General features: G+C 67.5%; 21 protein-coding genes. 15 read left to right on the top strand and 6 right to left on the bottom strand.

All coding sequences use genetic code 11. The features are described 5' to 3' along the window. Nucleotides 1-140: 140 nt before the first annotated feature. The 3 genes from ACAH41_RS03090 to ACAH41_RS03080 form a co-directional block, all read right to left on the bottom strand. Nucleotides 141-848, bottom strand: coding sequence for a hypothetical protein (locus ACAH41_RS03090; protein WP_370538166.1), 708 nt, complete (start codon nucleotides 846-848; stop codon nucleotides 141-143). Between the two features lie 272 nt (nucleotides 849-1,120). Beyond that, nucleotides 1,121-2,212, bottom strand: a complete 1,092-nt coding sequence (locus tag ACAH41_RS03085) for a hypothetical protein (RefSeq protein WP_325648018.1) — start codon at nucleotides 2,210-2,212, stop codon at nucleotides 1,121-1,123. A gap of 257 nt (nucleotides 2,213-2,469) precedes the next feature. After that, on the bottom strand, nucleotides 2,470-3,987 hold the full coding sequence (locus ACAH41_RS03080; RefSeq protein ID WP_325648017.1) for a YifB family Mg chelatase-like AAA ATPase: 1,518 nt from the start codon (nucleotides 3,985-3,987) through the stop codon (nucleotides 2,470-2,472). A 303-nt stretch (nucleotides 3,988-4,290) separates the two neighbouring features. Here ACAH41_RS03080 and ACAH41_RS03075 point away from each other — a divergent pair, with 303 nt between their 5' ends. From ACAH41_RS03075 to ACAH41_RS03050, 6 genes are all read left to right on the top strand, one after another. Continuing rightward, complete coding sequence (locus ACAH41_RS03075; RefSeq protein ID WP_325648016.1) at nucleotides 4,291-4,638, top strand: hypothetical protein; 348 nt, start codon at nucleotides 4,291-4,293, stop codon at nucleotides 4,636-4,638. Between the two features lie 62 nt (nucleotides 4,639-4,700). Beyond that, nucleotides 4,701-5,039 (top strand): P-II family nitrogen regulator, encoded by a 339-nt coding sequence (locus ACAH41_RS03070; RefSeq protein ID WP_141288170.1) that lies wholly within the window; start codon nucleotides 4,701-4,703, stop codon nucleotides 5,037-5,039. Between the two features lie 121 nt (nucleotides 5,040-5,160). Continuing rightward, nucleotides 5,161-6,687, top strand: a complete 1,527-nt coding sequence (gene amt, locus ACAH41_RS03065) for an ammonium transporter (RefSeq protein ID WP_325648015.1) — start codon at nucleotides 5,161-5,163, stop codon at nucleotides 6,685-6,687. Between the two features lie 266 nt (nucleotides 6,688-6,953). Further along, a complete protein-coding gene (gene gshA, locus ACAH41_RS03060) occupies nucleotides 6,954-8,249 on the top strand; it encodes a glutamate--cysteine ligase (protein ID WP_325648014.1) in 1,296 nt (431 codons plus the stop codon). Nucleotides 8,250-8,369: 120 nt separating this feature from the next. Further along, the gene (locus ACAH41_RS03055; RefSeq protein WP_325648013.1) at nucleotides 8,370-10,253 is read left to right on the top strand and encodes a potassium transporter Kup; all 1,884 of its coding nucleotides are present in this window, start codon (nucleotides 8,370-8,372) and stop codon (nucleotides 10,251-10,253) included. 7 nt (nucleotides 10,254-10,260) lie between these two features. After that, the gene (locus tag ACAH41_RS03050; RefSeq protein WP_370538175.1) at nucleotides 10,261-11,430 is read left to right on the top strand and encodes a benzoate/H(+) symporter BenE family transporter; all 1,170 of its coding nucleotides are present in this window, start codon (nucleotides 10,261-10,263) and stop codon (nucleotides 11,428-11,430) included. Between the two features lie 66 nt (nucleotides 11,431-11,496). On the opposite strand, the gene ACAH41_RS03045 is transcribed toward ACAH41_RS03050, so the two are convergent. After that, nucleotides 11,497-12,240: a glycine zipper 2TM domain-containing protein gene (locus ACAH41_RS03045; protein WP_325648012.1), complete on the bottom strand. Its 744-nt coding sequence runs from the start codon at nucleotides 12,238-12,240 to the stop codon at nucleotides 11,497-11,499. A 220-nt stretch (nucleotides 12,241-12,460) separates the two neighbouring features. Here ACAH41_RS03045 and gshB point away from each other — a divergent pair, with 220 nt between their 5' ends. After that, on the top strand, nucleotides 12,461-13,423 hold the full coding sequence (gene gshB, locus ACAH41_RS03040; RefSeq protein WP_325648011.1) for a glutathione synthase: 963 nt from the start codon (nucleotides 12,461-12,463) through the stop codon (nucleotides 13,421-13,423). Between the two features lie 19 nt (nucleotides 13,424-13,442). Here gshB and ACAH41_RS03035 read toward each other — a convergent pair whose 3' ends face one another. Further along, nucleotides 13,443-15,389, bottom strand: a complete 1,947-nt coding sequence (locus tag ACAH41_RS03035; protein WP_325648010.1) for a GGDEF domain-containing protein — start codon at nucleotides 15,387-15,389, stop codon at nucleotides 13,443-13,445. A 274-nt stretch (nucleotides 15,390-15,663) separates the two neighbouring features. On the opposite strand from ACAH41_RS03035, the gene ACAH41_RS03030 reads away from it, so the two are divergent. Beyond that, nucleotides 15,664-17,559, top strand: coding sequence for an ATP-binding cassette domain-containing protein (locus ACAH41_RS03030; protein WP_325648009.1), 1,896 nt, complete (start codon nucleotides 15,664-15,666; stop codon nucleotides 17,557-17,559). 6 nt (nucleotides 17,560-17,565) lie between these two features. Here ACAH41_RS03030 and ACAH41_RS03025 read toward each other — a convergent pair whose 3' ends face one another. Further along, nucleotides 17,566-18,219, bottom strand: coding sequence for a DsbA family oxidoreductase (locus ACAH41_RS03025; RefSeq protein ID WP_325648119.1), 654 nt, complete (start codon nucleotides 18,217-18,219; stop codon nucleotides 17,566-17,568). 72 nt (nucleotides 18,220-18,291) lie between these two features. Here ACAH41_RS03025 and ACAH41_RS03020 point away from each other — a divergent pair, with 72 nt between their 5' ends. The 7 genes from ACAH41_RS03020 to ACAH41_RS02990 form a co-directional block, all read left to right on the top strand. Then, nucleotides 18,292-18,858 (top strand): GNAT family N-acetyltransferase, encoded by a 567-nt coding sequence (locus ACAH41_RS03020; protein WP_325648008.1) that lies wholly within the window; start codon nucleotides 18,292-18,294, stop codon nucleotides 18,856-18,858. Nucleotides 18,859-18,973: 115 nt separating this feature from the next. Then, on the top strand, nucleotides 18,974-20,386 hold the full coding sequence (locus ACAH41_RS03015; protein WP_325648007.1) for a cache domain-containing protein: 1,413 nt from the start codon (nucleotides 18,974-18,976) through the stop codon (nucleotides 20,384-20,386). Further along, complete coding sequence (locus ACAH41_RS03010; RefSeq protein ID WP_325648006.1) at nucleotides 20,367-21,026, top strand: response regulator transcription factor; 660 nt, start codon at nucleotides 20,367-20,369, stop codon at nucleotides 21,024-21,026. The genes ACAH41_RS03015 and ACAH41_RS03010 overlap by 20 nt, the downstream gene beginning before the upstream one ends. 189 nt (nucleotides 21,027-21,215) lie before the next feature. Next, entirely contained in the window at nucleotides 21,216-22,463 is a 1,248-nt protein-coding gene (locus ACAH41_RS03005; protein ID WP_325648005.1) for an ABC transporter substrate-binding protein, read from the top strand. 427 nt (nucleotides 22,464-22,890) lie between these two features. Further along, the gene (locus tag ACAH41_RS03000) at nucleotides 22,891-23,766 is read left to right on the top strand and encodes a branched-chain amino acid ABC transporter permease (protein ID WP_370538165.1); all 876 of its coding nucleotides are present in this window, start codon (nucleotides 22,891-22,893) and stop codon (nucleotides 23,764-23,766) included. Nucleotides 23,767-23,768: 2 nt separating this feature from the next. Continuing rightward, nucleotides 23,769-25,709 carry an ATP-binding cassette domain-containing protein gene (locus ACAH41_RS02995; RefSeq protein ID WP_370538164.1) on the top strand — a complete coding sequence of 647 codons (1,941 nt, stop codon included), beginning with the start codon at nucleotides 23,769-23,771 and terminating at the stop codon, nucleotides 25,707-25,709. A 14-nt stretch (nucleotides 25,710-25,723) separates the two neighbouring features. Then, nucleotides 25,724-26,283 (top strand): ABC transporter ATP-binding protein (locus ACAH41_RS02990; protein WP_370538163.1); only part of this gene is annotated, 560 nt, incomplete at its 3' end.

The raw sequence follows: 26,283 nt of genomic DNA, 5'->3' as shown, positions 1-26,283 counted from the left end.
GCGAGCGCCACGCTGCCGTGTCGTGGGCCAGCGTCGCGCGCGTGTGGACAGCCCGCCGGGCCGGGCAAAGCCTGCGGCGAATGTATCCCACTTGACCAGGCAGGCCGTCCCCCGTACGGGGTGGGCGGGCGCTGGGCACCTCATGCGACCAACCCCGGCACTGGCGGCGCCAGGTCGCTCAGGCCCTCGGCCCGCCAGCGCTGCAGCAGCGCGCGCTCGGCATCCCAACGATGGCGCCGGCCGGCGGCGTGCCCGGCCAACAGATGATGCCCGCCCAGGGGCGTGGCGCCCCAGCCTATGCCTGCGGTGGACAGACCTTGCCATCCCGCCCCGAGCTGATGCAACCACGCCAGCATCAGCACACCGGCGCTGGGGGGTGCCTGCAGTTCACGAACCAGTGCACGCCAGACGGCCAGCGGCACGGTCAGCACGGGCACGGCTTGTTGTTCAAGCGCCCGCGCCTGCCGCCAGCGCGGCAAGGCTGCGCAAGGATCCGGCCCGGAAAACAAGGCCCATTCCAGCCCGGCCGGGGGCGCCTGCTGCAGGTCTGGCGCCAACACCCAGACCTGCCAGGCAAGGCCAACGTCCACGGAAGACACCGCTGTTCCGTCGACGGCAGTCGGTTGCCATCGATTGAAGCGCAACACCGCCGCGTGCGCATCAATGCGCTCACCCAGCGCGCTGCCCCGCAAGCCGGCCGCATTGCCGACCACGCACACGCCGCCAGCCGCACGCCGGCCTGCCAGCCAGCCGGCAAAGGCCTGGCGCCGTGCGGCCATGGCCTGCTGCACCGGACCGACGTCCGCCGACAGCAGCTCGCGGGCACGCAGCGCCGCAGCCGGCCCCAAGCACGGCAGCGCAGCCGTCAGGGGCGCTCGCCAACGTGTGGGCAAAGCCAATCCAAAATCTCGCCGGCACAAGGCCAGCTGCAACAAGCTGGCCGGACGCGGCCAACTGCGAAACAACCACCAGCGCCAAGCCAGCAAGCGCCGCCGATAGCGCCCCTGGCGACGCTGCCAGGCGCACCAGCCGCTGATCGGAAGATCGAGGCACAAACGCCAGAATCCGGCTGCGCGGCTCGCTGTCGTGAACAGTCCGCCCGCCCGGTGGAAGGCGCGGCTCACGCCCGCAACGCCGCCGAAGCGGGCGGGCGCGGCGCCAGCATCACGCCCTGAAGCCACTCGGCAGCGACGCTGTGCACATTGGCATGGGCCATCACCCGCGCCCGCAAGCCGGTGGCGTGCTGTGCATGGAAGCCGTCATCGTCCAGCAACCGTGCCAGCAAAAGACGCCACTCCGCATCCGTACTGGCGGCATGGGCCCCGGCGTGGACCAGGCGCCGTGCATCGGGCAGCGGCGAGCAAACCGTCGGCACGTTCCAGAATCCGGCTTCGATGACCTTCAATGCCGACTTGCAGCGGGTGAAGCGGGTGTCTTCCAGCGGCGCCAGATTGACCCGCGCGCCACGCACCGCCTGGTGGTAGCGGTCAAACGGCAGCTTCTCGCGCCGCGTCACCTGGTGCGGCGGCAGCGCCAGCTCGCCATCCAGCGGACCGACGATTTCCAGTCGCACACCAGGGCGCTCGCGCAACACCGCGGCAAGCGGCGCAGCGATCTGCGCAAAGTCGCGCTCATGGCTGCGCGTGCCGGGCAGGTAGCGGATCACCGGCGCCGGGCCATCTTCGTCTTCACTCAGCTGCCGGCCCAGGGCGCTCCAGCTGTGGTGCACCGCATTTGGCACGACTTGCACCTGCGCCCGCTGCCTCAGCACCGGCAGCGCCAGCAGCTCGTCACGCAGCGGCTCGGTCGCCACGGTGAGGTAGCCAAAACGCTGCAAGGCCTGGCGGTGGCGCTTGAAGCGCTGCTCGATCGCGGCCAGCGTGGCTCGGCCGCTCAACACGGCCGGGCTCAGGTGCGCCATCGCGGGGTCGAAGATCAGGTCATCCACATCGGCCACCAGCCGCACCTCGCGCTGGCGCAACCAGTTCATCAGCAGCCACAGACGCGGCGAAAGCTGCGGACGGTGGAACACCACCACGTCGGGGCGGGAGGCCCAGTCAAAGCGCGTGAAATGCTCGCACAGGACCTTGTGGCCTTGCTTGGCGAGCGCTGCCGCCAGGTTCTCGCAGCGGTAGACAAAAGACGCGTCCTCGCGGAACCGCCCCGGGTTCTTGTTGCAGGCCAGAAAGGCAATGGCCAGCGGACGTGACACGGGCGGCGGACTCCGGAACGATCAGACAACAGATAACAGGCAACGGTCGAACACGCCACCCACGCAACGCGTGCCCGCGGGCTCGTGCTTCACTAGAAAGTCAAGTTTAAGGTAGGGCGCCTGCGACGCTGCTGCCTGCACACCCCCTAATGTGTGTGCTGCTGCGCACAAACCTGCTTCACACAGTTCAGGGCCGCCCCAAGCTTCCTCCTTCCCCTCGGGGAGCCTGGCGCGAAGCGGCAGGTCCAGGGGCGCCATCAGGCCCCCGGCAGCGCGCGCCGGTACTGGACAGCTTCGGCCACCTGGGCCACTGAAACCGTGGGGGACCCGGCCAGGTCGGCAATGGTGCGGGCCAGCTTCAACACCCGGTGCAGGCCGCGGCCGGACCAGCCCAGCCGCTCGGCCGCAGCCCGCACGAACGCCGCAGCAGCCGGATCCAGCTCGACCAGCCGGTCCAGCGCACCGGCATCCAGCGCGGCATTCAGGCCCGCCTGGCGGCTGTGCTGGCGCTGCCGCGCCAGCAGCACGCGTTCGGCCACCGCCGCCGAGGACTCGCCCATTGCCCCGTCCAGCAGTTCCCCCGGTCGCACCGCCGGCACCTCCACCTGCATGTCGATGCGGTCGAGCAGCGGGCCGGACAGGCGCGCCTGGTAGCGCAGGATCGCCTCAGGCGAGCAACGGCAGGCACGCCCTGTTGCCGCAAACGCGCCCTGCCACCCGCAAGGACAGGGATTCATTGCCGCCACCAATTGGAAGCGCGCCGGAAACTTGGCTTGGCGTGCTGCCCGCGAAATGGTGATGTGCCCCGTCTCCAGCGGCTCGCGCAAGGCCTCCAAAGCCGTGCGGGCGAATTCGGGCAGTTCGTCCAGAAACAACACGCCCCCGTGGGCCAGCGAAATCTCGCCTGGCCGTGGCGGCGAGCCGCCCCCCACCAACGCCACCGCACTCGCACTGTGATGGGGCGCACGCACCGGGCGCGTGCGCCAACCGGCCTCCAGTCCGTGGGAGCCCAGCCCGCACAAGGCCGCGCTCTCCAGCGCCTCCTCATCGTCCAGCGGCGGCAGCAAGCCGGGCAGCCGCTGGGCCAGCATGGACTTGCCGGAGCCCGGCGGCCCGATCAACAACAGGCTGTGCCCGCCAGCCGCCGCCACCTCCAGCGCCCGCCGCGCTGCGGATTGGCCACGCACCTCGGCAAGGTCCGGCCCGGGCCGGGATGGCGGATCAACCTCCCCCAGCGCCCGCGGCAGGGCCTGCCCGTCGGGCAGCAGCGACTCGACCACCTCGGCCAGCGTCGCCGCCTCGCGGATGTCCAGGCCCGGCACCCGGGCGGCCTGGCGCGCGCTTTCGGTCGGCAGCACCAGGCAACAGTCGGGCGAAGCGCGCCGCACCGCCAGCGCGAGCGCAATCGCGCCGCGCACCGGGCGCAAGCCGCCTGCCAGCGACAGTTCCCCGGCAAATTCAAAGCGCGCCAGCCGGGCCGGATCGACCACGCCCTGCGCCGCCAGGATGCCCAGTGCAATCGGCAAATCGAAGCGGCCGGACTCCTTGGGAAGGTCTGCCGGCGCCAGGCTGACGGTGATGCGCTTGTTGTGCGGGAACTGGAACCCGCTCTCCATCAGCGCAGCCCGCACCCGCTCCCGCGCCTCTTTCACCTCGGTGTCCGCCAGCCCGACCAGCGTGAAACTGGGCAGGCCATTGGCCAGATGCACTTCCACCTGAACCGGCGGCGCCTGCACGCCATCAAGGGCGCGGCTGCTGATCACGGCCAACGTCATGCGGCCCTCCCTGGTTTGATTGTTGTCCCCCCGTGGGGGCTGCCTGCCATTGTCCAAACGGGAGAAGCCCCGGCAATCCCGCTGTGGAGGGAGACAAAGGCGATTCGCACAAATCTGGTGCCTCACCATCCCCTGGATCGCACCAACTTAGAACAAACACCGGTGCAGCTTGCCGTACAGGCGCATACAAGCCGGTATCAGGCAGTTTCAGGTTGCGGGCATGAAAGCTGCAGTTCTCCAGGCGCTGACCCCGACCCGACCCCACATAAACCGCGGACTCATCAAGTACCCCGGAGCCGTTGCATGAAGAAGTCCTTGACGGCGCCTGCTGCGCCGAGTCTGTCAACTTTGCACACCAGTGCGGATGCGAGCCTGATGGTTCGCATCGGTCACGCGTGGAAGACGGCGGACAAGGGCTTCGATTTCCAGGATGCCCAGAACCCGGGCCATCTCGATCCGAGCGCGAACTACAAGTTCGCCGAAGGCTGGACCGCCAACCCGCGCGTTGGCTTCACCGCTCGCCCAGGCAGGGCCATGGAAGGCACCGGTCTTGCAATGCCACCGATGACGAGCTTGGCGCGATCTACAACCCGGCTGCGCGACGCCGGCCCAACGTATTCGCTTGCGCTTGCAATGAAGCAAGGCCTCTGATCGATTGAATCCCCCGGCCGGTAGCGCCTTGCGCAACCCGGCCCCAACCTCTGGAGCAGACAATGAAAATGGTGACTGCCATCGTCAAGCCTTTCAAGCTTGACGAAGTGCGTGAAGCCCTCAGCGCCATCGGCGTGCAAGGCATCACGGTGACTGAAGTGAAAGGCTTTGGCCGTCAGAAGGGCCACACCGAGCTGTATCGCGGCGCGGAGTACGTGGTGGACTTTCTGCCCAAGGTGAAGATCGAAGCGGCCGTGGACGACGCGCTGGTCGACCGCGTAATCGAGGCCATCGAGTCCTCGGCCCGCACCGGCAAGATCGGCGACGGCAAGATCTTCGTCTCCGCCCTCGAGCAAGTCGTCCGCATCCGCACCGGCGAGACCGGCAAAGACGCCCTCTGATACTGAGCGCCCCCAGACCTGCCGCTTCGCGTCAGGCCCCCCGAGGGGGTCAAGAAAACTCGGGAACGGCCCTTCGTTTCCTTGAGATCCGCCAGCACACCGACCAAGAGACACACACACCATGAGAAAGCTGATTGCTTCCCTCGCCCTGGGCTTTGCCGCCCTGGGCTTTGCGGGGACATCCCTGGCACAGGACGCTGCTTCGGCGCCCGTCGCCACCGCGGCCTCCGAAGCCACGCCCGCTGCAGCACCTGCAGCCGCCGCTTCCGAAGCTGCGCCGGCTGCGTCTGACGCTGCTGCCGCACCGGCTCCCGTGCCAAACAAGGGCGACACCGCCTGGATGATGGTCTCCACGCTGTTGGTGATCATGATGACCGTGCCCGGCCTGGCGCTGTTCTACGGCGGCTTGGTCCGCAGCAAGAACATGCTGTCGGTGCTGATGCAGGTGATGGTCACGTTCTCGATGATCGTCGTGCTGTGGGTCATCTACGGCTACAGCCTGGCCTTCACCGAAGGCAATGCCTTCGTCGGCGGCTTTGACCGGCTGATGCTCAAGGGCATCTGGGACAACGCAGCTGGCACCTTCGCCAACGGCGCGACCTTCAGCAAGGGCGTCTACATCCCCGAGATCGTCTTCGCGGCCTTCCAGGCGACGTTTGCAGGCATCACCTGCGCGCTGATCGTCGGCTCGTTCGCAGAGCGCATCAAGTTCTCGGCCGTGCTGCTGTTCATGGCGCTGTGGTTCACCTTCAGCTATGCGCCGATCGCCCACATGGTCTGGTTCTGGATGGGTCCGGACGCCTACACCGCCGCCAACGTGGTGGACTCGATGAATGCCAAGGCGGGCTACATCTGGCAGATGGGCGCGCTGGACTTCGCCGGCGGCACCGTGGTGCACATCAACGCCGCCGTTGCTGGCCTGGTCGGTGCGTACATGATCGGCAAGCGCGTGGGCTACGGCAAGGAATCGATGGCCCCGCACAGCCTGACGCTGACGATGGTCGGTTCCGCCCTGCTGTGGGTGGGCTGGTTCGGCTTCAACGCCGGCTCGGCGCTGGAAGCCAACGGCTTCGCTGCGCTGGCCTTCATGAACACCTTTGTCGCCACCGCTGCTGCGGTGCTGGCCTGGTCGGTAGGTGAAGCGCTGCACAAGGGCAAGGCCTCGATGCTGGGCGCTGCGTCCGGCGCCGTCGCCGGCCTGGTCGCCATCACGCCGGCAGCTGGCAACGTCGGTGTGGGTGGTGCGCTGATCATCGGCGTCATCGCCGGCTTTGCCTGCCTGTGGGGTGTGACCGGCCTGAAGAAGCTGCTCGGCGCGGACGACACGCTGGACGTGTTCGGCGTGCACGGCGTGGGCGGCATCCTGGGTGCGCTGCTGACCGGCGTGTTCAATTCGCCGAACCTCGGCGGCCCGAGCGCCGTGGCCGATTGGGTCACCGTGGGCATGATCGCCCCCGATGCCTACAGCATCGCATCGCAAGTCTGGGTGCAGGCCAAGGCCGTGCTGATCACCATCGTGTGGTCGGGCGTGGTCTCGCTGGTCGCCTACAAGATCGTCGACCTGGTCATCGGCCTGCGCGTGCCGGAAGACCAGGAACGCGAAGGCCTGGACATCTCTTCGCACGGCGAAACCGCCTACAACAAGTGATGCCACGCGGCGCCAGCGCCTGAGTCGCTGGTGCCCACAAGTTCGGAGCGAGTTGGGGACTGCCTGGAAAGGCAGTCCCCTTTTTTATCTGCATTGCTCATGCGGATCTTGCAATTTGGCTCGCCAACCCCGATTTGCAAACGCGGCGCTTCCCGCGCCATCTGCCAGAATTCCAAAGAGTCCCCTGTCGCACCCAGGCAAACACGGCCCTGGCGTGCGTGCAAGCGTTCCGCTGTCTCCCGCCGCCGCACACGCCAGAAAACACCATGGTTCCGCACCTCGTCACCGCCCTCACCGGACCGATCAATGAACTGGAACTGCGCATGCTGGAGTCCATGCCGGCGATCGAACGCTGGTTCCGGCTCGAATGGATGGAGCACACGCCCCCGTTCTACAGCTCGGTGGACCTGCGCAATGCCGGCTTCAAGCTGGCGCCGGTCGACACCAACCTGTTCCCGGGCGGCTTCAACAACCTGACGCCCGAAATGCTGCCGCTGGCGGTGCAGGCGGCGATGGCGGCGATCGAGAAGATCTGCCCGGAGGCCAAGAACCTGCTGCTGATCCCGGAGAAGCACAGCCGCAACATGTTCTACCTGATGAACGTGCAGCGCCTGGTGCAGATCTTCGGCCAGGCCGGCCTGAACGTGCGCCTGGGCACGCTGGACGAAGCCATCACCGAGCCCAGCACGCTGGAACTGCCCGATGGCAGCACGCTGACGCTGGAACCACTGGAGCGCAGCCAGCGCCGCCTGGGCCTGAAGAATTTCGACCCCTGCACCATCCTGCTGAACAACGACCTGTCAGCCGGCATTCCGGACGTGCTGAAGAACCTGCACGAGCAGTACCTGCTGCCGCCACTGCACGCTGGCTGGGCCGTGCGCCGCAAGACAAATCACTTCCGCAGCTACGAGGAAGTGGCCAAGAAGTTCGCCAAGCTGCTGGGCATGGATCCTTGGCTGATCAACCCGATGTTCTCGCACTGCGGCCCGGTCAACTGGGCCGACGGCACCGGCATCGATGCGGTGCAGACCCAGGTCGATGCGCTGCTGACCAAGATCCGCCGCAAGCACAAGGAATACGGCATCAACGAGAAGCCGTTTGTCGTCGTCAAGGCCGACAACGGCACCTACGGCATGGGCATCATGACCGTGCGCGATGCCAAGGAGCTCGACGAGGTCAACCGCCGCACGCGCAACAAGATGGGCGTGATCAAGGACGGCCAGGAAGTCACCGACGTGCTGATCCAGGAAGGCGTGCCGACCTACGAGCGCGTCAACGACGCGGTCGCCGAACCGGTGGTCTACATGATCGACCGCTACGTCGTCGGCGGCTTCTACCGGGTGCACGCGGACCGCGGCATCGACGAGAACCTCAACGCCCCCGGCGCCAGCTTCGTGCCGCTGGCCTTTTCCGACAGCCATCTGCTGCCCAAGCCCGGCAGCCGCCCCGGCGCCAGCGCCCCGAACCGCTTCTACATGTACGGCGTGATCGGCCGCCTGGCCATGCTGGCCGCCTCGTACGAACTCGAAGCGACCGATCCGGACGCCGAGGTTTACGACTGAACGCAGCCCTGGCACGCCCCCCGGATCAGGGCTGCATACCACGATCACGTGGGCTTGGAAAGACGCTTCCTGCACAGGTAGGCGGCGCACAATAGCGGCTCCGTTTCGCCGAGTCTGCGCTTGAGTTCATCCGCCCCACCCAAGTCACCCGCCGCGCTGGCCGCCCTGACGCTGGCCGCGCTGGGTGTGGTCTATGGCGACATCGGCACCAGTCCGCTGTACGCGCTCAAGGAAGTCTTTCATGCGGGGCATGTGCCGGCCACGCATGGCAATGTGCTGGGGGTGCTCAGCCTGATCTTCTGGACGATGACCATCATCGTCTCGTTGAAGTATGTGCTGCTGATCCTGCGGGCCGACAACAACGGCGAAGGCGGCTTGATCGCGATGCTGGCGCTGGCGACGACGGCCGTGCGCGACCAGCCGCGGCTGCGGCGGGTGCTGATGGTCGTCGGCCTTTTCGGCACCGCGATCTTTTACGGCGACGGTGTCATCACGCCGGCCATCTCGGTGCTGTCTGCCGTCGAGGGCCTGGAGGTCGCGGCGCCTGGGCTGCACAGCTTCATCATCCCGATCACGCTGCTCGTGCTGACAGGACTGTTTTCGGTGCAGCGCTTCGGCACCGGCGGCATTGGCAAGTTCTTCGGCCCGATCACGCTGGTCTGGTTCGCCGTCTTGATCTGGCTCGGCCTGCCGCACATCATCGAGAATCCTGCGGTGCTGGTGGCGCTGAACCCGCTGCATGCCGCGAGGTTCTGCATCGACCAGCCGCTGGTGTCGTTCATCGCACTGGGCGCGGTCGTGCTGTGCGTGACCGGCGGCGAAGCGCTGTATGCCGACATGGGCCACTTCGGCCGCAAGCCGATCCGCATCGCCTGGTACAGCATGGTCATGCCGGCGCTGGTGATCAACTATTTCGGCCAGGGCGCGATGCTGCTGGAGCACCCTGAGGCGGTCGAAAACCCGTTCTACATGATGGCGCCCGCCTGGGCCCAGTTGCCGCTGGTGTTCCTGGCCACCGCCGCCACCGTGATCGCCTCGCAAGCGCTGATCTCGGCCGCGTTTTCGGTCACCAAGCAGGCCATCCAACTCGGCATCCTGCCGCGCATGACGATCCGCCACACCTCCGTGCGCGACACCGGGCAGATCTACGTGCCCTTCGTCAACTGGGGCCTGTTCGTCTTCATCGTGCTGGCGGTGGCGCTGTTCAAGAGCTCATCCACGCTGGCTTCCGCCTACGGCATTGCCGTCACGCTGGACATGACCATCACCACGGTGATGACCTTCTTCGTGATCCGCTACGGCTGGCGGTATCCGCTGCTGCTGTGCATCGCGGTAACCGGCTTCTTCTTTGTCATCGACCTGACCTTCTTCCTGTCCAACCTGCTGAAGCTGATCGCAGGCGGCTGGTTCCCGCTGGTCATCGGCTCGGGCATGTTCCTGCTGATGCTGACCTGGAAGCAGGGCCGGACCATCATGCGGCATCGCGTGCGCGACGACGCCATCGAACTTGAAGGCTTCCTCGAAGCCGTGTTCGTCAGCCCGCCGGTGCGCGTCTCCGGCACCGCCGTCTTCCTGGTTGCCGAGGAAGGCCTGACGCCGAATGCGCTGATGCACAACCTCAAGCACAACAAGGTGCTGCACGAGCACAACTTGTTTGTCACCGTGCGGCACCACGAGGTGCCGTGGGTCGGCTTCGACAAGCGCTTGACCGTGCATTCGATGGGCCACGACTGCTGGCAGGTCACGCTGAACTTCGGCTTCAAGAACGACCCCGACGTGCCGGAAGCCCTGCGCCTGCTCGAAGGCCGCGGCGTGCCGATGGATGACATGGACACCAGCTACTTCCTGTCGCGCGAAACCGTGATCCCGACCTTCGGCGACGGCATGGCCATGTGGCGCGAAAAGCTCTTCGCCGGCATGCACCGCAACGCCACCGACATGGCCGACTTCCTCAACCTGCCGTCCAACCGCATCGTCGAGCTGGGCGCCAAGGTTGAGATTTGAACCAGTGCTGCAGCGACTGCTGAAAGATGCGTCGTTCTCGGCCACCGTGGCGGGTTTCGTCGCGGTGCTGGTGGGCTTCACCAGTTCGGTCGCACTGATCTTCGCTGCGACACAAGCCCTGGGCGCCACGCCGGCGCAGACTGCCTCGTGGATCTGGGCGCTCGGGCTGGGCATGGGCTTCACCAGCCTGGGCCTGTCGCTCTGGTACCGCCAGCCGGTGCTGACCGCCTGGTCCACGCCGGGCGCCGCGCTGATCGCCGCGACGCAGGGCGTGCCGATGGCCGAGGCCATTGGCGCCTTCATGGCCTGTGCGCTGCTGATCGCCATCGTCGGCTACACCGGCTGGTTCGAACGCATCATGGACCGCATCCCGATGGCGATTGCCTCGGCGCTGCTGGCCGGCGTGCTGGCGCGCTTTGCGCTGGACGCGGTGCTGGCCAGCCGTGCCCAGCCGCTGCTGGTGCTGGGCATGGCCGCGGCCTTCCTCGCGGGCCGGCGCTGGTGGCCGCGTTATGCGGTCCCGGGTGTGCTGGCGGCCGGCATTGCGCTGGCGGCCGCGCAGGGCCTGCTGCACCTGGGCGACGTGCCCTGGGGCTGGGCCCGGCCGGTGTGGACCACGCCGCAGTTTTCGCTGCACGCCTTGATCGGCGTCGGCCTGCCGCTGTTTGTCGTGACCATGGCTTCGCAGAATCTGCCCGGCGTGGCGGCGCAGCGGGCCGCCGGCTTTCAGATCCCTGTTTCACCCACCGTGGGCGCCACCGGCGTGGCCTCGCTGCTGCTGGCGCCGTTTGGTGGCTACGCGCTGAACCTGGCGGCCATCACCGCGGCCATCTGCATGGGCCGTGAGGCACATGAAGACCCGGCGCGCCGCTACATGGCCTCGGCCGCGGCGGGCGTGTTCTACATCGTCGTCGGCCTGGCCGGTGGTGCGGTGGCCGGTTTGCTGGGCGCGTTCCCGAAGGAGCTGGTGATCGCCGTCGCCGGCCTGGCGCTGCTGGGCACCATTGGCGCCGGGCTGGCCAACGCGCTGAGCGCCGAACGCCACCGAGACGCAGCTTTGCTGACCTTCCTGGTCACGCTGTCCGGCCTGAGCTTCTTCGGCATCGGTTCGGCCTTCTGGGGCGTCATCGCGGGTGCCGTGGCCTTGCTCAGCAGTGCCAGGCGGCAGGCTGGCTGAGGGATTCGTCCCGCCATGAGAAAAGGGCCCGCAGGCCCTTTTCTCATCGGGAGATGCCGACAGGCTTCAGTGGCCGACGCGCATCGAATTGCCTTCCACCGTCACCGCGGTACCGACCGAGACCGGCTGCGGCTGGGTGATGGTGCGGCGGGTGCCATCGTCCATGCGCACATGCATGCGGTAGACAGTTTCGGTGCGGGCATGCTTCTCGATGGCATTGCCGGCAAACGCGCCGCCGACCGCACCCAGCAGGCGCGCCGCAGTGCGGCCACCACCCTTGCCGAACTGGTTGCCGATCACGGCACCGGCCACGCCGCCCGCGACAGCGCCAGCGCCAGAGCCCTTGCCTTCAACGGTCACCGTCTCGACCGATTCGATGGTGCCGCAAGTCGCGCAGATCACCGGTGCGGGCGGTGCCGGCTGGGCTTCGACCGGATAGTCCTCCGCCTTGGCGGTGGTAGTGGTGTTGCTGTTGGCCGGGTAGGCATTGGCAGGCTTCGCCGGCTTCGGCGTGGCGTGCTTGACAGCGGCCACCGGCTTGACGGCCGGCTCGACCACTTCGGCCTGCTGCGGCACCGGCGCGGTCGCTGCCGCCATCGGCGCGCTGGCGGCGTCGTCCAGCAAGGTGGCCGGGGTGGCTGGCAGCGTGGCCACTTCGCTGGTCGGCGCGGCAGAGATCTGGCTGCGCTGCCAGACGACAGTGCCGGCCAGCGCCGCGATGGCCACGGCCATCAGGCCGCCAGCGACCCAGATGGCGCGCGGCAGGCCGGAACTGGCGGAAGACGAGGGAACGGTGGTGGAAGGGTTCATTGTTGTCAGCTCCTCCAGGAGGCTGTGGGGCAAATACTGTGGGTACCTGCGGGTACGACGTTGAAGGCTTGAAGCCTGTGGGTATAACGCAATCGAGGCCTTTCGGCTGACGCTCAAGCGGTATCAGAATGCTTCCGGCGCCAGAGGTCAAGCCCGAACCTGCCGGCAATGGCTGACGCTTCAGGGCACACTGCGCCTCAGTTTGTCACGGGCTGCCGCCATGAACCTGCTTTTTGTCGCCGACGCGCTGGATCACTTCAAGACCTACAAGGACACCACCTTCGCGATGATGCGCGAGGCCCGGCGGCGCGGCCATGTGCTGTTCGCCTGCGGCCCGCAGGACCTGCACTGGCGCAGCGGCGGCACCGTGCAGGCGCGCCTGCGCCAGGTCACGCTGACCGGCCGCTCCGGCAAGGACGTGCACGACTGGTTCGAGGCCGGCCCGGAGCTGGTGCGAAACCTGGCCAGCTTCGACGCCGTGGTGATGCGCAAGGACCCGCCGTTCGACAGCGAATACTTCTACGCCACGCACCTGCTGGAACGCGCCGAAGCCGAAGGCGCGCGGGTCTTCAACTCGCCGCGTGCGCTGCGCGACCACCCGGAAAAGCTCGCCATTCTCGAGTTCCCGCAGTTCACGCCGCCCACGCTGGTGACCCGCGCTGCAGCCGACGTGCGCGAGTTCCACGCCGAGCACCGCGACATCATCCTCAAGCCCTTGGACGGCATGGGCGGCATGGGCATCTTCCGCGTCAAGGACGACGGCCTGAACCTGGGCAGCATCATCGAGACGCTGAACCGCGACGGTGCCCAAACCATCATGGTGCAGCGCTTCCTGCCAGCGATCGAAGCCGGCGACAAGCGGGTGCTGGTGATTGGCGGAGAACCGGTCTCGCACTGCCTGGCCCGCATTCCGCAGGGCGGCGAGGTGCGCGGCAACCTGGCGGCCGGCGGCAAAGGCGTGGCACAGCCCATCAGTGCGCGGGACGAGGAAATCGCTCGCACCATCGGCGCCGTGCTGGCGCCTCGCGGGCTGATGCTGATCGGCCTGGACGTGATCGGCGACAACCTGACCGAGATCAACGTCACCAGCCCGACCGGCTTCCAGGAGATCACGAACCAGACCGGCGTGGACGTGGCAGCGCTGTTTGTCGACGCACTGGAAGCCGGGGGGCGGCCGAGCTGACCGGCCGGGCTGGCGCGCTTCAGGCCGGCACGGCCATGCGCAACGGCACCGTCGCCGGCTCGGCCAACGAAAGCTGGTCCCGGCCTGCGGCCTTGGACACGTAAAGCGCCTGGTCCGCAGCGTCGATCAGCGCGGCCAGCGAGTCGGCACCGGGCTGCCATTCGGCGCCGCCCATTGAAAATCGCACCCCGTGCGGCGTCGGCAGGCCGGCAATCTCGCAGGCGGTGAAAGCCGCACGCAGCCGGTCGAACACCGAGTTCAGCTCGCCCAGCGTGGTGCCCGGCATCAGCAGCAAAAACTCTTCGCCGCCCAGGCGACCCAGCCGGTCCTGCCCACGCAGCACCCTGCCGGCCGCGGCGGCCAGCGCCTGCAGCACCGCATCCCCTGCCGCATGGCCCAGGCGGTCATTGACCTGCTTGAAATGGTCCAGGTCGATCAGCGCCACGCTGAAAGGCAGCTGCCATTGGCGGGCCTGCGCGAGCTGCGCCTCGCCGGCCGCCTTGATGGCGCGCCGGTTCGGCAGCCCGGTCAACTCGTCGCGCATGGCCAGCTCGGCCAGGTTGCGCCGCTTGCGCCAGCCACGCACCACCACCACGGCGGCAAGCGCCAGCAGCAGCAGCAAGGCCGTCAACGCGGCCCACAAGGACTGCCGCGTGGCGGCCTGGGCCACCAGTTCCAGGTGGGCCGTTTCCGAGCGGCGGCGCAGGTCGGCGTTTTCGGCGTCGCGCCGCGCGCCTTCATAGCGCGCCTGCAACCGCAGCATCTGGCTGTCGCGCAGGATTTCCTTGGCCTCGTTGCGCAACAGGTTGGCGCGGCTCAATTCGGCATAGGCCTTGGCATACAGGCCTTGCGACGCAAACCCCTCGGCCATCGCGGTGGCCAGCTCGATGCGGCGAAACGGGATGCGCGCCGGTGCGTCCAGCGGCCTGGCCTGCTCGATCGCATGCAGCACGTCGGCGCGGCGCAGCGCCGTCAGAGAGCGCACGACCAGCACGTGTGCGGACAGCAGCCGGCCCTCGTTGTGCTGCGCCTCCATCAAGGCCTGCGCCTCGCGCGCCATGCTCAGGCTGGCTTCGGCATTGCCGTCTTCCAGCACCCGCTCGCCCACCTTGATCAACGCTGCGGCAACACCGGCCTCGTCCTGCAGGTCGCGGCTCAGCACCAGCGCGTTCTCGAAGTGCGCCCTGGCCTGCGGCAATTGCCGCGAATAGACCAGCGCATTGCCCAGCTGCCACTCCAGCAGGCTGCGCATGAAGCGCGCCGGCCGGTCGCCCAGCAGCGCCAGCGCGCGGCGGAAATAGTCCTCCCCCTGGCCCGCGGCCGGCACCTTGCCGCTGACCTGGCTGGTCAGCGTGCCAAGCTGCAGCAGCGCCGAGACTTCCTGGTCCAGGCTGCCCACCGCATGCGCGCAGCGCTCCAGCGCCTCGCCCGCCACCCAGGCCTCGTCATTGTTGCCGGCATACACCATGGCCCACAGGTCCAGCGACGCCAGCTCGCACTGCAGGTCCGACGCCTTCAGCGGCTCGATCTGCCGGCGCAGCGCGGCAATGCGCGCAGCAATCTCGGCGGCAGGCTTCTCGCGCAGGTCTGCCAGGATCATCGCCTGGGCCAGCCAGGCCTTGTGCAGCTCGCCCGCCCCGGGCCAGGCCTTCAGCAAGCCTTCGGCCTGGTGCAGCAGCACCAGCTGCGCGGGCGTGTCTTCCAGTTGGTCCTGCACGCTCGCGGCGCCCAGCAGCAGCCAGAACTGGCCGTCCGCATTGCCAGCGATGCGCGCCGCCGCCAACTCGTGCTGCGTCCAGCGTTCGGCAGCATGCGGGTCGTCCAGCACCAGCGCGTCCTGCTGCTGCCAGACGGCTGGCCGCGCCTGCACCCCGCAGGCCCACGGCAACGCCAGCACCAGCAGCCCGGCGCGCAGCAGCGCTGCAAGGGCGGCGGCGCCAGGAGAAAGGTGGGAGAAAACAGGCATGTCAGGTGTCCACCCCCTTTCTCGGCCCCTGGTGGCCTGACTTGAGCAAACGAAAAGGGAGTCTGACCCCATTTATTTCGAATCGGGCCAGACTGCCAACAAGTCGCGCCGGGCCGGGCTGGCTGCAGCGTCGGCTGGTGGCCGATGTCCGCAGCCAACACGGCGCGCTGTCCAGCCCGGATAATCCCCGGTTGGCCGGCGCGTGGCTTTGCGCGCCGCGCCGCCTTCCGTGCCGACCGGCCGGCCTTCTTGCTTTTTGCCTCCGGCAGCTCCCATGGCCCTGATCACCCTCTCGAACGCCCACCTCGCTTTTGGCCATGTGCCGCTGCTCAACGGCACCGACCTGACCCTGGACATGGGCGAGCGCACCGGCCTGATCGGCCGCAACGGCGCCGGCAAGTCCTCGCTGCTGAAGATCCTCGCCGGCCTCGAAAAGCCCGACGATGGCGTGATGCAGATCCAGACCGGCATCCGCCGCGAATACGTGCCGCAGGAACCGCACCTGCGCCCCGGCGCCACCATCTTCGAGACCATCAGCGAAGGCGTGGCCGAGGCCAAGGCGATCCGCGAGCGTTATGAAGCCCATGCCGACGGCGAGGACCTGGACGCCTTGCAGACCCGGCTCGAAGCGCTGGACGGCTGGAACTGGGAACAGCGCGTGGACGAAACCATCCACCGCCTGGACCTGAACCCCGACACCGTGGTGGACACCCTGTCCGGCGGCCTGCGCAAGCGCGTCGCGCTGGGCCGCGCGCTGGTCGCCACGCCCGACGTGCTGCTGCTCGACGAGCCGACCAACCACCTGGACCTGAACGCCATCGACTGGCTGGCCGGCCTGCTCAACAACTTCCGCGGCGCGCTGCTGCTGATCACCCACGACCGCGCCTTCCTGGACGCCGTGGCCACCCGCATCGTCGAACTGGACCGCGGCCAGCTGCGCAGCTACCCCGGCAACTTCGCCGCCTTCGAGGCGGCCAAGCAGCGCGAGCTGGAAGCCGAAGCGCTGCAGAACGCACGCGCCGACAAGCTGCTGGCGCAGGAAGAGGTCTGGATCCGCAAGGGCGTCGAAGCGCGCCGCACGCGCAGCGTGGCCCGCATCGGCCGGCTGGAGAAGCTGCGCGAGACGCGCGCCGCGCGGCGCGACGTGATCGGCGGCGTGCGGCTGGACGTGGACACCGGCGGCGCCAGCGGCAAGATCGTCGCCCGGCTGGAAGACGTCAACAAGGCCTACGGCGACAAACAGGTGGTGCGCAACTTCTCCAGCACCGTGCTGCGCGGCGACAAGATCGGCCTGATCGGCCCGAACGGCGCCGGCAAGACGACCCTGCTCAAGCTGATCCTCGGCGAGCTCGCGCCCGACAGCGGCAGCGTGCTGCAAGGCAGCAAGATCCAGGTCGCGTATTTCGACCAGATGCGCGAGGCGCTGAACATGGAGGCCACGCTGGCCGACACCATCAGCCCCGGCAGCGAATGGATCGAGATCGGCAACCAGCGCAAGCACGTGATGAGCTACCTGGGCGACTTCCTGTTCGCCCCGGCGCGCGCCAACTCGCCCGTCAAGAGCCTCTCCGGCGGCGAGCGCAACCGGCTGCTGCTGGCCCGGCTGTTCGCCCGCCCGGCCAATGTGATGGTGCTGGACGAGCCGACCAACGACCTGGACATCGAAACCCTGGAAATGCTCGAAGAGCTGCTGCAGGACTACGACGGCACCGTGTTCCTGGTCAGCCACGACCGGCGCTTTGTCGACAACGTCGTCACCAGCACGCTGGTCGCCGAAGGCAATGGCCAGTGGCGCGAATACGAAGGCGGCATTGCCGACTGGCAGGCCCAGGCCGCACGCACCGCGCAGGTCCGTGCGCAGGCGGCCCGCTCCTCGGCTCCTGCGCCCACGCCGCCGGCACCGGCACCGGTCGCCGCGCCCGCTGCCGCCCAGCCTGTCGCCGAGAAGCGCAAGCTCAGCTTCAAGGAGCAGCGCGAACTGGGCGAACTGCCCGCGCGCATCGACGCGGTGGAAAAAGAGATGGCCCAGCTGGCCGCGATGCTGGCCGGCACCGAGCTGTACAGCCAGGGCGCCAAGCGCATCGCCGAAGTCACCCAGCGCCACGCGGAGCTGGACGAGCAGTTGCTCGAAGCGATGGAGCGCTGGGAGCAGCTGTCGAACAGGACCTGAGGCGGCTCAGGCCTGTTCCGCGGCAATCTGCCGCAACGCCCGCTCGAACACCTCGGGCGGCTGGCCACCGGAGATCAGGTGCCGGTCGTTGATGATGACGGCCGGCACCGAGTGGATGCCGGCCTGCTGCCAGTGGGCTTCCAGCTCGCGCACCTCTGCGGCGTAGGTGTCGCTCTTCAGCACCGTCTCGGCGGCCGCGCGGTCCAGGCCCACGGCCTCGGCGGCGTCCAGCAGCACCGCATGGTCGCCCGGGTTCTTGCCTTCGGTGAAGTAGGCGCTGAACAAGGCCTTCTTCAGCGCCAGTTGCAGGCCGTCTGCCTGCTCGCCGGCCCAGTGCAGCAGCCGGTGCGCGTCGAAGGTGTTGTAGATGCGGGCCCGCTTGTCCATGCGGAACTCGAAACCCAGCGCCGCGCCGCGTTGGCGGATGTTTTCGCGGTTGGCCTCGCTCTGGGCCGCGCTCGCGCCGTACTTGCGCTGCAGGTGCTCGCCAATGTCCTCGCCTTCGGCCGCCATCTGCGGGTTCAGCTCGAAGGGCTGGAAGTGCAGCGAGACCGGCAACTCGGGCCCTATGCGTTCCAGCGCCTGCTGCAGCGACTGCAGGCCGATGATGCACCAGGGGCAGGAAACGTCGGAGACAAAGTCGATCTTCATGCCCGCCATTGTTCCGGGCATGGCAAAGCCTTGATTCGCAGCAGGATTTGGCGGGGAATCCCGAACCTTTGGAGGATCCCGATGGATGCGCTGCCCGCTAGACTGGCGCTTCCGCTTGCTTTTGGCGCGCTGCTCGCCGCCCGACGCCTGGTGTCCCCAAACGACCCACCCGAGATCCTGCTGATCTGCCCGCGAACGCCAGCCGAGCTGGACGCGACGCGCAGCATCTTCCGCGAATACGCCGACGGCCTGGGCATCGACCTGGGCTTCCAGGACTTCGAGCAGGAGCTGGCATCGCTGCCGGGCGAATACGCCGGCCCTGCCGGCCACCTGCTGCTCGCCTATGTGGACGGCGCGCTGGCCGGCTGCGGCGGTTTCCGCCCCTGCGCCGAGGCTGACCACGCCAACGCCTGCGAGATGAAGCGCCTTTATGTGCGCCGCGCCTTCCGCCGTTTCGGCCTGGGCCGGCTGCTGGCCCAGGCGCTGATGGACCACGCCCACCAGGCCGGCTATTCCTGCATGCTGCTGGACACGCTGGACGAGATGGAATCCGCCCGCGGCCTCTACACCTCGCTGGGCTTTGAAGAGATTCCCCCGTATTACTTCAATCCCGTTCCAGGCGCGCACTACCTGAAAGCCGAACTTTGAGCACCCGGCTTCGCGAATACGCGAAGCCACCCGCCGGGCGGGTTGCGCAGCCGCCTTGGGGCGGCCCGGCGCCGGCTGCGTCATGAAGTGTTCCGCGTTCTTTCCCGACTGACGCATGCGCCTCACCCACAAGGTCGTCCTGCTGGCGATGACGCCGCTGATCGCGGCGATGAGCCTGATCGCGGTGGCCCAGCGCCACCAGGAGGAACTGCTGGCGAAGCGGCAGCAGGCGCTGGTCAAGCGGGCCTACCTGGATGCGGCGAGGTCCGAGCTGCGGCACTTCGTCGCCCTGGCGCTCAGCACCATCAGCCCGCTCTACAACACTGGCCGGGACGACGACGAGATCAAGCGGCAGGTCATGCGCCAGCTGGCCGCGCTGGACTACGGCAGCGACGGCTACTTCTTCCTCTACAACGACGAAGGCGTGAACCTGATGCACGCCCGCCAGCCCGAGCTGGTCGGCCGCAACCTGACGCGGCTGCGCGACGCCTACGGCCAGTTCCCGATCCAGCTGATGATGGACAAGGCCAAGGCCGGCGGCGGCTTCGTGGACTACAGCTGGCACAAGCCTTCCAGCGATGCCGATGCGGCCAAGGTCGCCTATGTCACGCCGCTGCCGCGCTGGCACTGGTGGTTCGGCACGGGGCTTTATGTGGACGACGTGGATCAGGTGCTGGCCCAGCTCGACGAGGAGCTGGCGGCCAGCGTCAACACCACGACCCGCTGGATCGCCGGCATCAGCGTGGCCGGGCTGCTGCTGATCTTCGGCGTGGGCCTGTGGCTGAACATGCACGAGCTGCGGCTGGCAGACGCCAAGCTCACGCTGCTGACGCGTCAGCTCGTCAGCAGCCAGGAAAGCGAGCGCGCCTACCTGGCCCGCGAGCTGCACGACGGCACCGGCCAGACCCTGGTCTCGGTCAAGCTGCTGGCCGAATCGGCCCTGCAGCGGCTGAATGCCGCAGAACTGGGCGACGAACGCGCCATTGCCGCGCGCACCGCGCTGCAGCGCGCGGTGGACCGGCTGCGCGACGCGCTGGTCGAGGTGCGTGGCATGTCGCACCGGCTGCGCCCGGTGATGCTGGACACGCTGGGCCTGCCGGCCGCGCTGGCGCAGATGGCGCAGGAGATGTGGGGCGACAGCGCCACGCGCTTCACGCTGCGCACAGACGGCGCTGTCGAAGACCTGCCCGAGGCGATCAAGACCGTGCTGTTCCGCGTCACCCAGGAGGCGCTGGCCAACATCGAAAAACATGCCGCGGCCTCCCGCGTCGAGCTGCAGCTGGACTACACGCCTGCCGGCCTGCAACTGCGGGTGCAGGACAACGGCCGCGGCTTCGACACCGAATTCTTCCAGCGCCACCCCAGCCGCGGCCTGGGCCTGCGCCACATGCGCGAACGCCTGGCCGCCATCGACGGCACGCTCAGCATCAGCTCGCACCCGGGCCAGACGCTGCTGCTGGCCAACGTGCCCAAGGCCGTGATCACGCGTTTTTCCCGACAGGAACCCCATGCCAACCGACAGCCCTGAGCGCCAGATCAAATTGATGATCGTGGACGACCATGCGGTGGTGCGCGACGGCCTCAAAGCAGTTTTTGCGATGGCCGACGACCTCACCGTCGTCGCCGAAGCAGGCAACAGCACGGAAGCCCTCGCGCGCCTGCGCGACTGCCCGCCCGATGGCGCGCCCGACGTGGTGCTGATGGACGTGGGCATGAAGGGCGGCGAAAGCGGCATTGACCTGACCGCCAGGCTGCTGGACGAAGACCCGGAGCGCGTGGTGCTGATGCTCTCGATGCACGACGGCACCGAGATCGCGCAGCGCGCGTTGCGGGCCGGCGCACGCGGCTACGTGCTGAAGGACTCGCCGTCCTCCGAGATCCTGCATGCGATCCGCACCGTGTTTGCCGGCGGCACCTTTCTCAGCCCGGCGATGGCCGCGCGCCTGTTCCGCGGCCCCAGCTCGCGGCCGCTGCTGTCCGACCGCGAACAGCATGTGCTCAGCTTCCTCGGCCAGGGCCTGGCCAGCAAGCAGATCGCCAACACGCTGAACCTGAGCGTGCGCACCGTCGAGTCGCACCGGCAGAACATCCGGCGCAAGCTCAACCTCGCCGGCCAGGCCGAGCTGATCAAGTACGCAGTCGAAAACGCCGCGCGCACCGGAGGGTGAGCGGCGGTTCGACATGCCGCACAGGTCGCGGTGCTTTCCCTGATCGGGTCTTGCCGGAGCGGGCAAACGAGCGCGTGAAAACGAGTGCGTAAAGCCACGCGGCGGCTCTAGGTATTGCAGCGGTGGCGCGCAGATGCGCGGAGTTACACACTCGTTCCACTCGCTTTTACACAATCCGGAGACAAGCCGATGACCTCGCAAGCAACGCATTTCCGCCTGCCCCTCATCACCCTGGCGCTCGCCGCGGCCTTCGCCAGCGCACAGGCCGCCGACACGATCAAGATCGGCGTCGCCGGCCCCTTCACCGGCGGTTCGTCCTCGATGGGCGTTTCGATGCGCGACGGCGTGCGCCTGGCCACCGAAGAGATCAACAAGGCCGGCGGCGTGCTGGGCCGGCAGATCGAGCTGGTCGAGCGCGACGACGAGGCCAAGAACGAGCGCGGCGTGCAGATCGCCCAGGAGCTGATCAACAAGGAAAAGGTCGCCGCCACCGTCGGCTACATCAACACCGGCGTGGCGCTGGCCTCGCAGCGCTTCTACCAGGAAGCCAAGATCCCGGTGATGAACAACGTGGCCACCGGCTCGGCCATCACCCACCAGTTCGACACCCAGCCCGAGAACTACATCTTCCGCAACGCCGCGCACGACAGCATCCAGGCGCCGATGATCGTGGAAGAGGCGGTCACCCGCCGCGGCTACAAGAAGCTCGCCATCCTGGCCGACTCGACCAACTACGGCCAGCTCGGCCGGCAAGACTTGGTCAAGGCGCTGGAGCTCAAGGGCATGAAGCCGGTCGCCGAAGAGAAGTTCAACATCAAGGACGTCGACATGACGCCGCAGCTGCTGAAGGCCAAGGAAGCCGGTGCAGAGGCGGTGCTGACCTACGGCATCGGCCCCGAGCTGGCGCAGATCGCCAACGGCATGACCAAGCTGGGCTGGAAGGTGCCCATCATCGGCAGCTGGACGCTGTCGATGGCCAACTACATCGACAACGCCGGCCCCGGCGGCGAAGGCGCGCGCATGCCGCAGACCTTCATCCAGGAGCCGACGACGCCCAAGCGCCAGTCCTTCATCGTCTCGTACCTGAAGACCTTCAACCCGAAGAACAGCCGCATCGATTCGCCCGTCTCGGCTGCGCAAGGCTACGACTCCGTCTACCTGCTGGCCGCCGCGATCAAGCAGGCCGGCAGCACCGACGGCCCGAAGATCAAGGCCGCGCTGGAAGACCTCAAGACGCCGGTGGACGGCGTGGTCACGACCTACAACAAGCCCTTCACCAAGACCGACCACGAGGCCATCACCGCCAACATCCCGGTGTTCGGCGAAGTCAAGGGCCAGCGTGTGGTTTACGCCTATGAGGCCGACTTCAAGAAGGCTTCCGAAGTGCGCGTGAAGGACGTCAACGCCAAGGGCGCGCTGACAGCCGTCAAGAAGTAAGCCGACCGCACCTGCCCACCCCTTTCGCCCTGAGTCCGCCCCCCTTTCTCGCTGAGTCCGACCTCCGTTCACCCTGAGTCCGACCTCCGTTCTCCCTGAGCTTGTCGAAGGGCCGGCGCACCACTCCTCCGTTCGCCCTGAGCCTGTCGAAGGGCTCGCGCGACACAGGCATGAGATCGATCGAAGAAGGCTTCGACAGGCTCAGCCCGAACGGAAAAGTGGGGCTCAACCCGAACGGAAAAGCGGGCTCAGCCGGAACGGGGGAGAGGTGCCTTGTTTTCCGTTCACCCTGAGCTTGTCGAAGGGCCAGGGCTTCGACCAAGCTCAGCCCGAACGGTGGTGGCCGCGGTGACCGGCGAGGCCGCTGCGCCCCGCCCGTTCGCCCTGAGCCTGTCGAAGGGTTCATCCCTCATTGAAGAGGAAGTCCATGCAGATCCTCACCCAACTCGTGTTCAGCGGCATTGCGCTGGGCATGATCTACGCCGTCATCGCGTTTGGTTACCAGCTGACCTTCGCGACCTCGGACACGCTGAACTTCGGCCAAGGCGACGCGCTGATGCTGGGCGCGCTGGTCGGGCTCACGCTGGTCGGCCTGGGCGTGAACTACTGGCTGATGATTCCCATCGTCTGCGTGTTCGGCGCGTTGCAGGGCGCGGTGGTCGAGCGCATTGGCGTGCGGCCTGCCATCAAGATCAAGTCCGAGTTCGGCTGGATCATGTCCACCATCGCTTTAGGCATCATCTTCAAGAACGTGGCCGAGAACATCTGGGGCCGGGACGACCTGAAGTTCCCGTCGCCGCTGCCTGAGTCGCCGCTGAAGTTCCTCGGTGCGAATGTGCTGCCGATGGAGATCCTCGTCGTCGGCGGCGCGATCCTGATGATGCTCGCGGTCGAGTTCTTCAACCGCAAGACGATCTACGGCAAGGCCGTCGTCGCGACCTTCAACGACCGCGATGCCGCGAAGCTGATGGGCATCAATACCGGCCTCGTGATCACGTTCTCGTATGCGCTGTCGTCGATGACGGCCGCGTTCGCCGGCGTGCTGATCGCGCCGCTCACGCTGACAGGCGCCACGATGGGCGCGGTGCTCGGCCTGAAGGCGTTCGCGGTCGCGATCATCGGCGGGCTGACGAGCGGCATGGGGATCATCGTGGGCGGCATCATCCTCGGCATCGCCGAGACGACGACCGGCTTCTACCTGAGCACCGGCTACAAGGATGTGCCCGGCCTCGTGCTGCTGCTGATCGTTCTCGCAGTCCGCCCCGCCGGCCTGTTCGGCAAGACCGCGATCAAGAAGGTCTGACCATGAAACGCCATCACCTTCTTCTCGCAATCGTCGGGATTGCCGCGCTCGCCCTGTTCCCGCTCGGCGTGCAGAACCCGTACTACATCCACCTGATCGAGACGATCATGATCTACGCGATCGTGCTGTTCGGTCTGGACATCGTGGTCGGCTACACCGGCCAGGTCTCGCTCGGGCATGCGGGGCTGTTCGGCGTCGGCGCTTACGTGGCCGGCGTGCTGGTGTTCAAGCTCGGCGCATCGCTGTGGATCACGGTGCCCGCCGCGATCCTGATCACGGCCGGCTTCGGCGCCCTGCTCGCACTGCCGGCGCTGCGCGTCTCCGGCCCTTACCTCGCAATGGTCACGCTCGCGTTCGGCACGATCATCCAGATCCTGATCAACGAGATGAGCTTCCTGACCGAGGGACCGCTCGGCATCAAGCTCGACAAGCCCGCGCTGTTCGGTCACAAGCTCGACGAACGCGAGTTCTACTGGGTCGTGCTGGTGCTGATGGTGCTCGCGCTGGTGGTCGTGCACCGCACACTGCGCTCGCATCTTGGGCGTGCGTTCGAGGCGCTGCGCGGCAGCCCGGTCGCTTCCGACTGCATGGGCGTTTCGGTGTACCGCCACAAGGTCTACGCGTTCGTGATCAGCGCCGGCTTCGCGGGCCTGGCCGGCAACCTGTATGCGTACTCGGAACAGTACATCTCGCCGAACTCGTACAACTTCGAGCTCACGGTGCTGTTCCTGCTGGGCATCATCATGGGCGGACGCAAGAGCCGGATCGGCGCGCTGCTCGGTGCGACCGTCATCGTGCTGCTGCCCAAGCTGCTCGACGACATCGAGTTGTTCCGCTACGTCTCGGTGGCGCTGGCGGCGATCGTGCTGGTCTGCGCCGTCGTCGCGGTGCGGCGCGGCAAGATGACGATGCCGCAGATGTCGATCCCGGTCGTCGGCACGATCGCGCTTGCGGCGCTGTCGTTCAAGCTGCAGACGATGACCGACTGGCGGCTCTCGATCTTCGGCGTGATCACGCTGTTCGTCGTGTACTACCTGCAGGACGGCATCGTCGGTTTCGTGCGCAGCGCGCTGAACCTGCAGCGCGCCAAACCGGTCGACGACGCCAAAGCCGCTCCGGCGCCGGCGGACGCGGTGTCGAACGCCGCAGTCGGCGCGTCGCCAGAGATCCTGAAGGCCAGCGGCGTGCTGATGCAGTTCGGCGGGCTGAAGGCGCTGAACAACGTCGACCTGGTCGTCAAGCGTGGCACGATCCACGGCCTGATCGGGCCGAACGGCTCGGGCAAGAGCACGATGATGAACGTGCTGACCGGCATCTACGTGCCGACCGCCGGCGCGATCGACTTCGGCGGGCGCACGCTCGTCGGCCGCACCTCGTCTGACATTGCGCTGTCGGGCATCGCTCGCACGTTCCAGAACGTGCAGCTGTTCGGCGAGATGACGGCGCTGCAGAACGTGCAGGTCGGCCTGCACCACACGTTCGCGAGCAACCTGTTCGACGTGGCCGTGCACACGCCGCGCTACCGGCGCGAGAGCGCGGCCGCGGTGGCACGCGCGATGGGCCTGCTGAAGTTCGTCGGGCTTGCCGATCTCGCGTTTGAGGAGGCGCGCAACCTGCCCTACGGCAAGCAGCGGCTGCTCGAGATCGCACGCGCGCTCGCGCTCGACCCGCAACTGCTCTTGCTCGACGAGCCGGCGGCCGGCCTGACCGCACCCGACATCAAGGAGCTGGTCACGTTCATCCGCAAGATCCGCGACCACGGCATCACGGTGATCCTGATCGAGCATCACATGGACGTCGTGATGAGCATCTGCGACACGGTGTCGGTGCTAGACTTCGGGCAGAAGATCGCCGAGGGCCTGCCGGCCCAGGTGCAGGCCGACGAGAAGGTCGTCGAGGCCTATCTTGGTGGCCAGGCCGTCGACAGCTTGGCTGCGGCATAGGACGGAAACCCATCATGTTGACCATCAACAACTTGCACGCCGGGTACGGCAAGGTCCAGGTCCTGCACGGCATCTCGATCGAAGTGCCGAAGGGCAAGGTCGTCACGCTGATCGGCAGCAACGGCGCCGGCAAGACGACGACGATGCGCGCGGTCTCCGGGATGATTGCACCGAGCGCCGGCGACATCTCGCTGAACGGCAAGCGCATCGACGGCATGGAGTCGTTCCACATTGCCAAACTCGGCCTCGCGCATTCGCCTGAGGGCCGGCGCGTGTTCGCAACGATGACCGTCGCCGACAACCTGACGCTCGGCGCATTTCCGCGCCTGACGGGCAGCCGCCCGAAGGGCGACGTCGCCGGCGACCTGGAGCGCGCGCTCGAGCTGTTCCCGCGCCTGAAGGAGCGCCGCACGCAGCTGGCCGGCACCTTGTCGGGCGGCGAGCAGCAGATGCTCGCGATGGCGCGCGCGATCATGCTGAACCCGGAGGTCGTGCTGCTCGACGAGCCGTCGATGGGCCTCGCGCCGATCCTCGTCGCCGAGGTGTTCAAGATCATCGAGCGGCTGAAGGCGCA

Source organism: Ideonella sp. (genome assembly GCF_041287625.1).
Lineage (GTDB): Bacteria > Pseudomonadota > Gammaproteobacteria > Burkholderiales > Burkholderiaceae_C > Ideonella.
Note: the sequence above shows the minus strand (reverse complement) of the source record. Positions and strands in the feature narration are given on the sequence as shown.

Coding starts and splice junctions, on each gene's coding strand:
- ACAH41_RS03080 (WP_325648017.1), bottom strand. CDS start 3,987: ATGACGTTGGCCGTGATCAGCAGCCGCGCCCTTGATGGCGTGCAGGCG.
- ACAH41_RS03030 (WP_325648009.1), top strand. CDS start 15,664: ATGGCCCTGATCACCCTCTCGAACGCCCACCTCGCTTTTGGCCATGTG.
- ACAH41_RS03005 (WP_325648005.1), top strand. CDS start 21,216: ATGACCTCGCAAGCAACGCATTTCCGCCTGCCCCTCATCACCCTGGCG.
- ACAH41_RS02995 (WP_370538164.1), top strand. CDS start 23,769: ATGAAACGCCATCACCTTCTTCTCGCAATCGTCGGGATTGCCGCGCTC.
- gshA (WP_325648014.1), top strand. CDS start 6,954: ATGGTTCCGCACCTCGTCACCGCCCTCACCGGACCGATCAATGAACTG.
- ACAH41_RS03025 (WP_325648119.1), bottom strand. CDS start 18,219: ATGGCGGGCATGAAGATCGACTTTGTCTCCGACGTTTCCTGCCCCTGG.
- ACAH41_RS03020 (WP_325648008.1), top strand. CDS start 18,292: ATGGATGCGCTGCCCGCTAGACTGGCGCTTCCGCTTGCTTTTGGCGCG.
- ACAH41_RS03000 (WP_370538165.1), top strand. CDS start 22,891: ATGCAGATCCTCACCCAACTCGTGTTCAGCGGCATTGCGCTGGGCATG.
- ACAH41_RS03070 (WP_141288170.1), top strand. CDS start 4,701: ATGAAAATGGTGACTGCCATCGTCAAGCCTTTCAAGCTTGACGAAGTG.
- ACAH41_RS03035 (WP_325648010.1), bottom strand. CDS start 15,389: ATGCCTGTTTTCTCCCACCTTTCTCCTGGCGCCGCCGCCCTTGCAGCG.
- ACAH41_RS03045 (WP_325648012.1), bottom strand. CDS start 12,240: ATGAACCCTTCCACCACCGTTCCCTCGTCTTCCGCCAGTTCCGGCCTG.
- ACAH41_RS03075 (WP_325648016.1), top strand. CDS start 4,291: ATGAAGAAGTCCTTGACGGCGCCTGCTGCGCCGAGTCTGTCAACTTTG.
- amt (WP_325648015.1), top strand. CDS start 5,161: ATGAGAAAGCTGATTGCTTCCCTCGCCCTGGGCTTTGCCGCCCTGGGC.
- ACAH41_RS03015 (WP_325648007.1), top strand. CDS start 18,974: ATGCGCCTCACCCACAAGGTCGTCCTGCTGGCGATGACGCCGCTGATC.
- gshB (WP_325648011.1), top strand. CDS start 12,461: ATGAACCTGCTTTTTGTCGCCGACGCGCTGGATCACTTCAAGACCTAC.
- ACAH41_RS03010 (WP_325648006.1), top strand. CDS start 20,367: ATGCCAACCGACAGCCCTGAGCGCCAGATCAAATTGATGATCGTGGAC.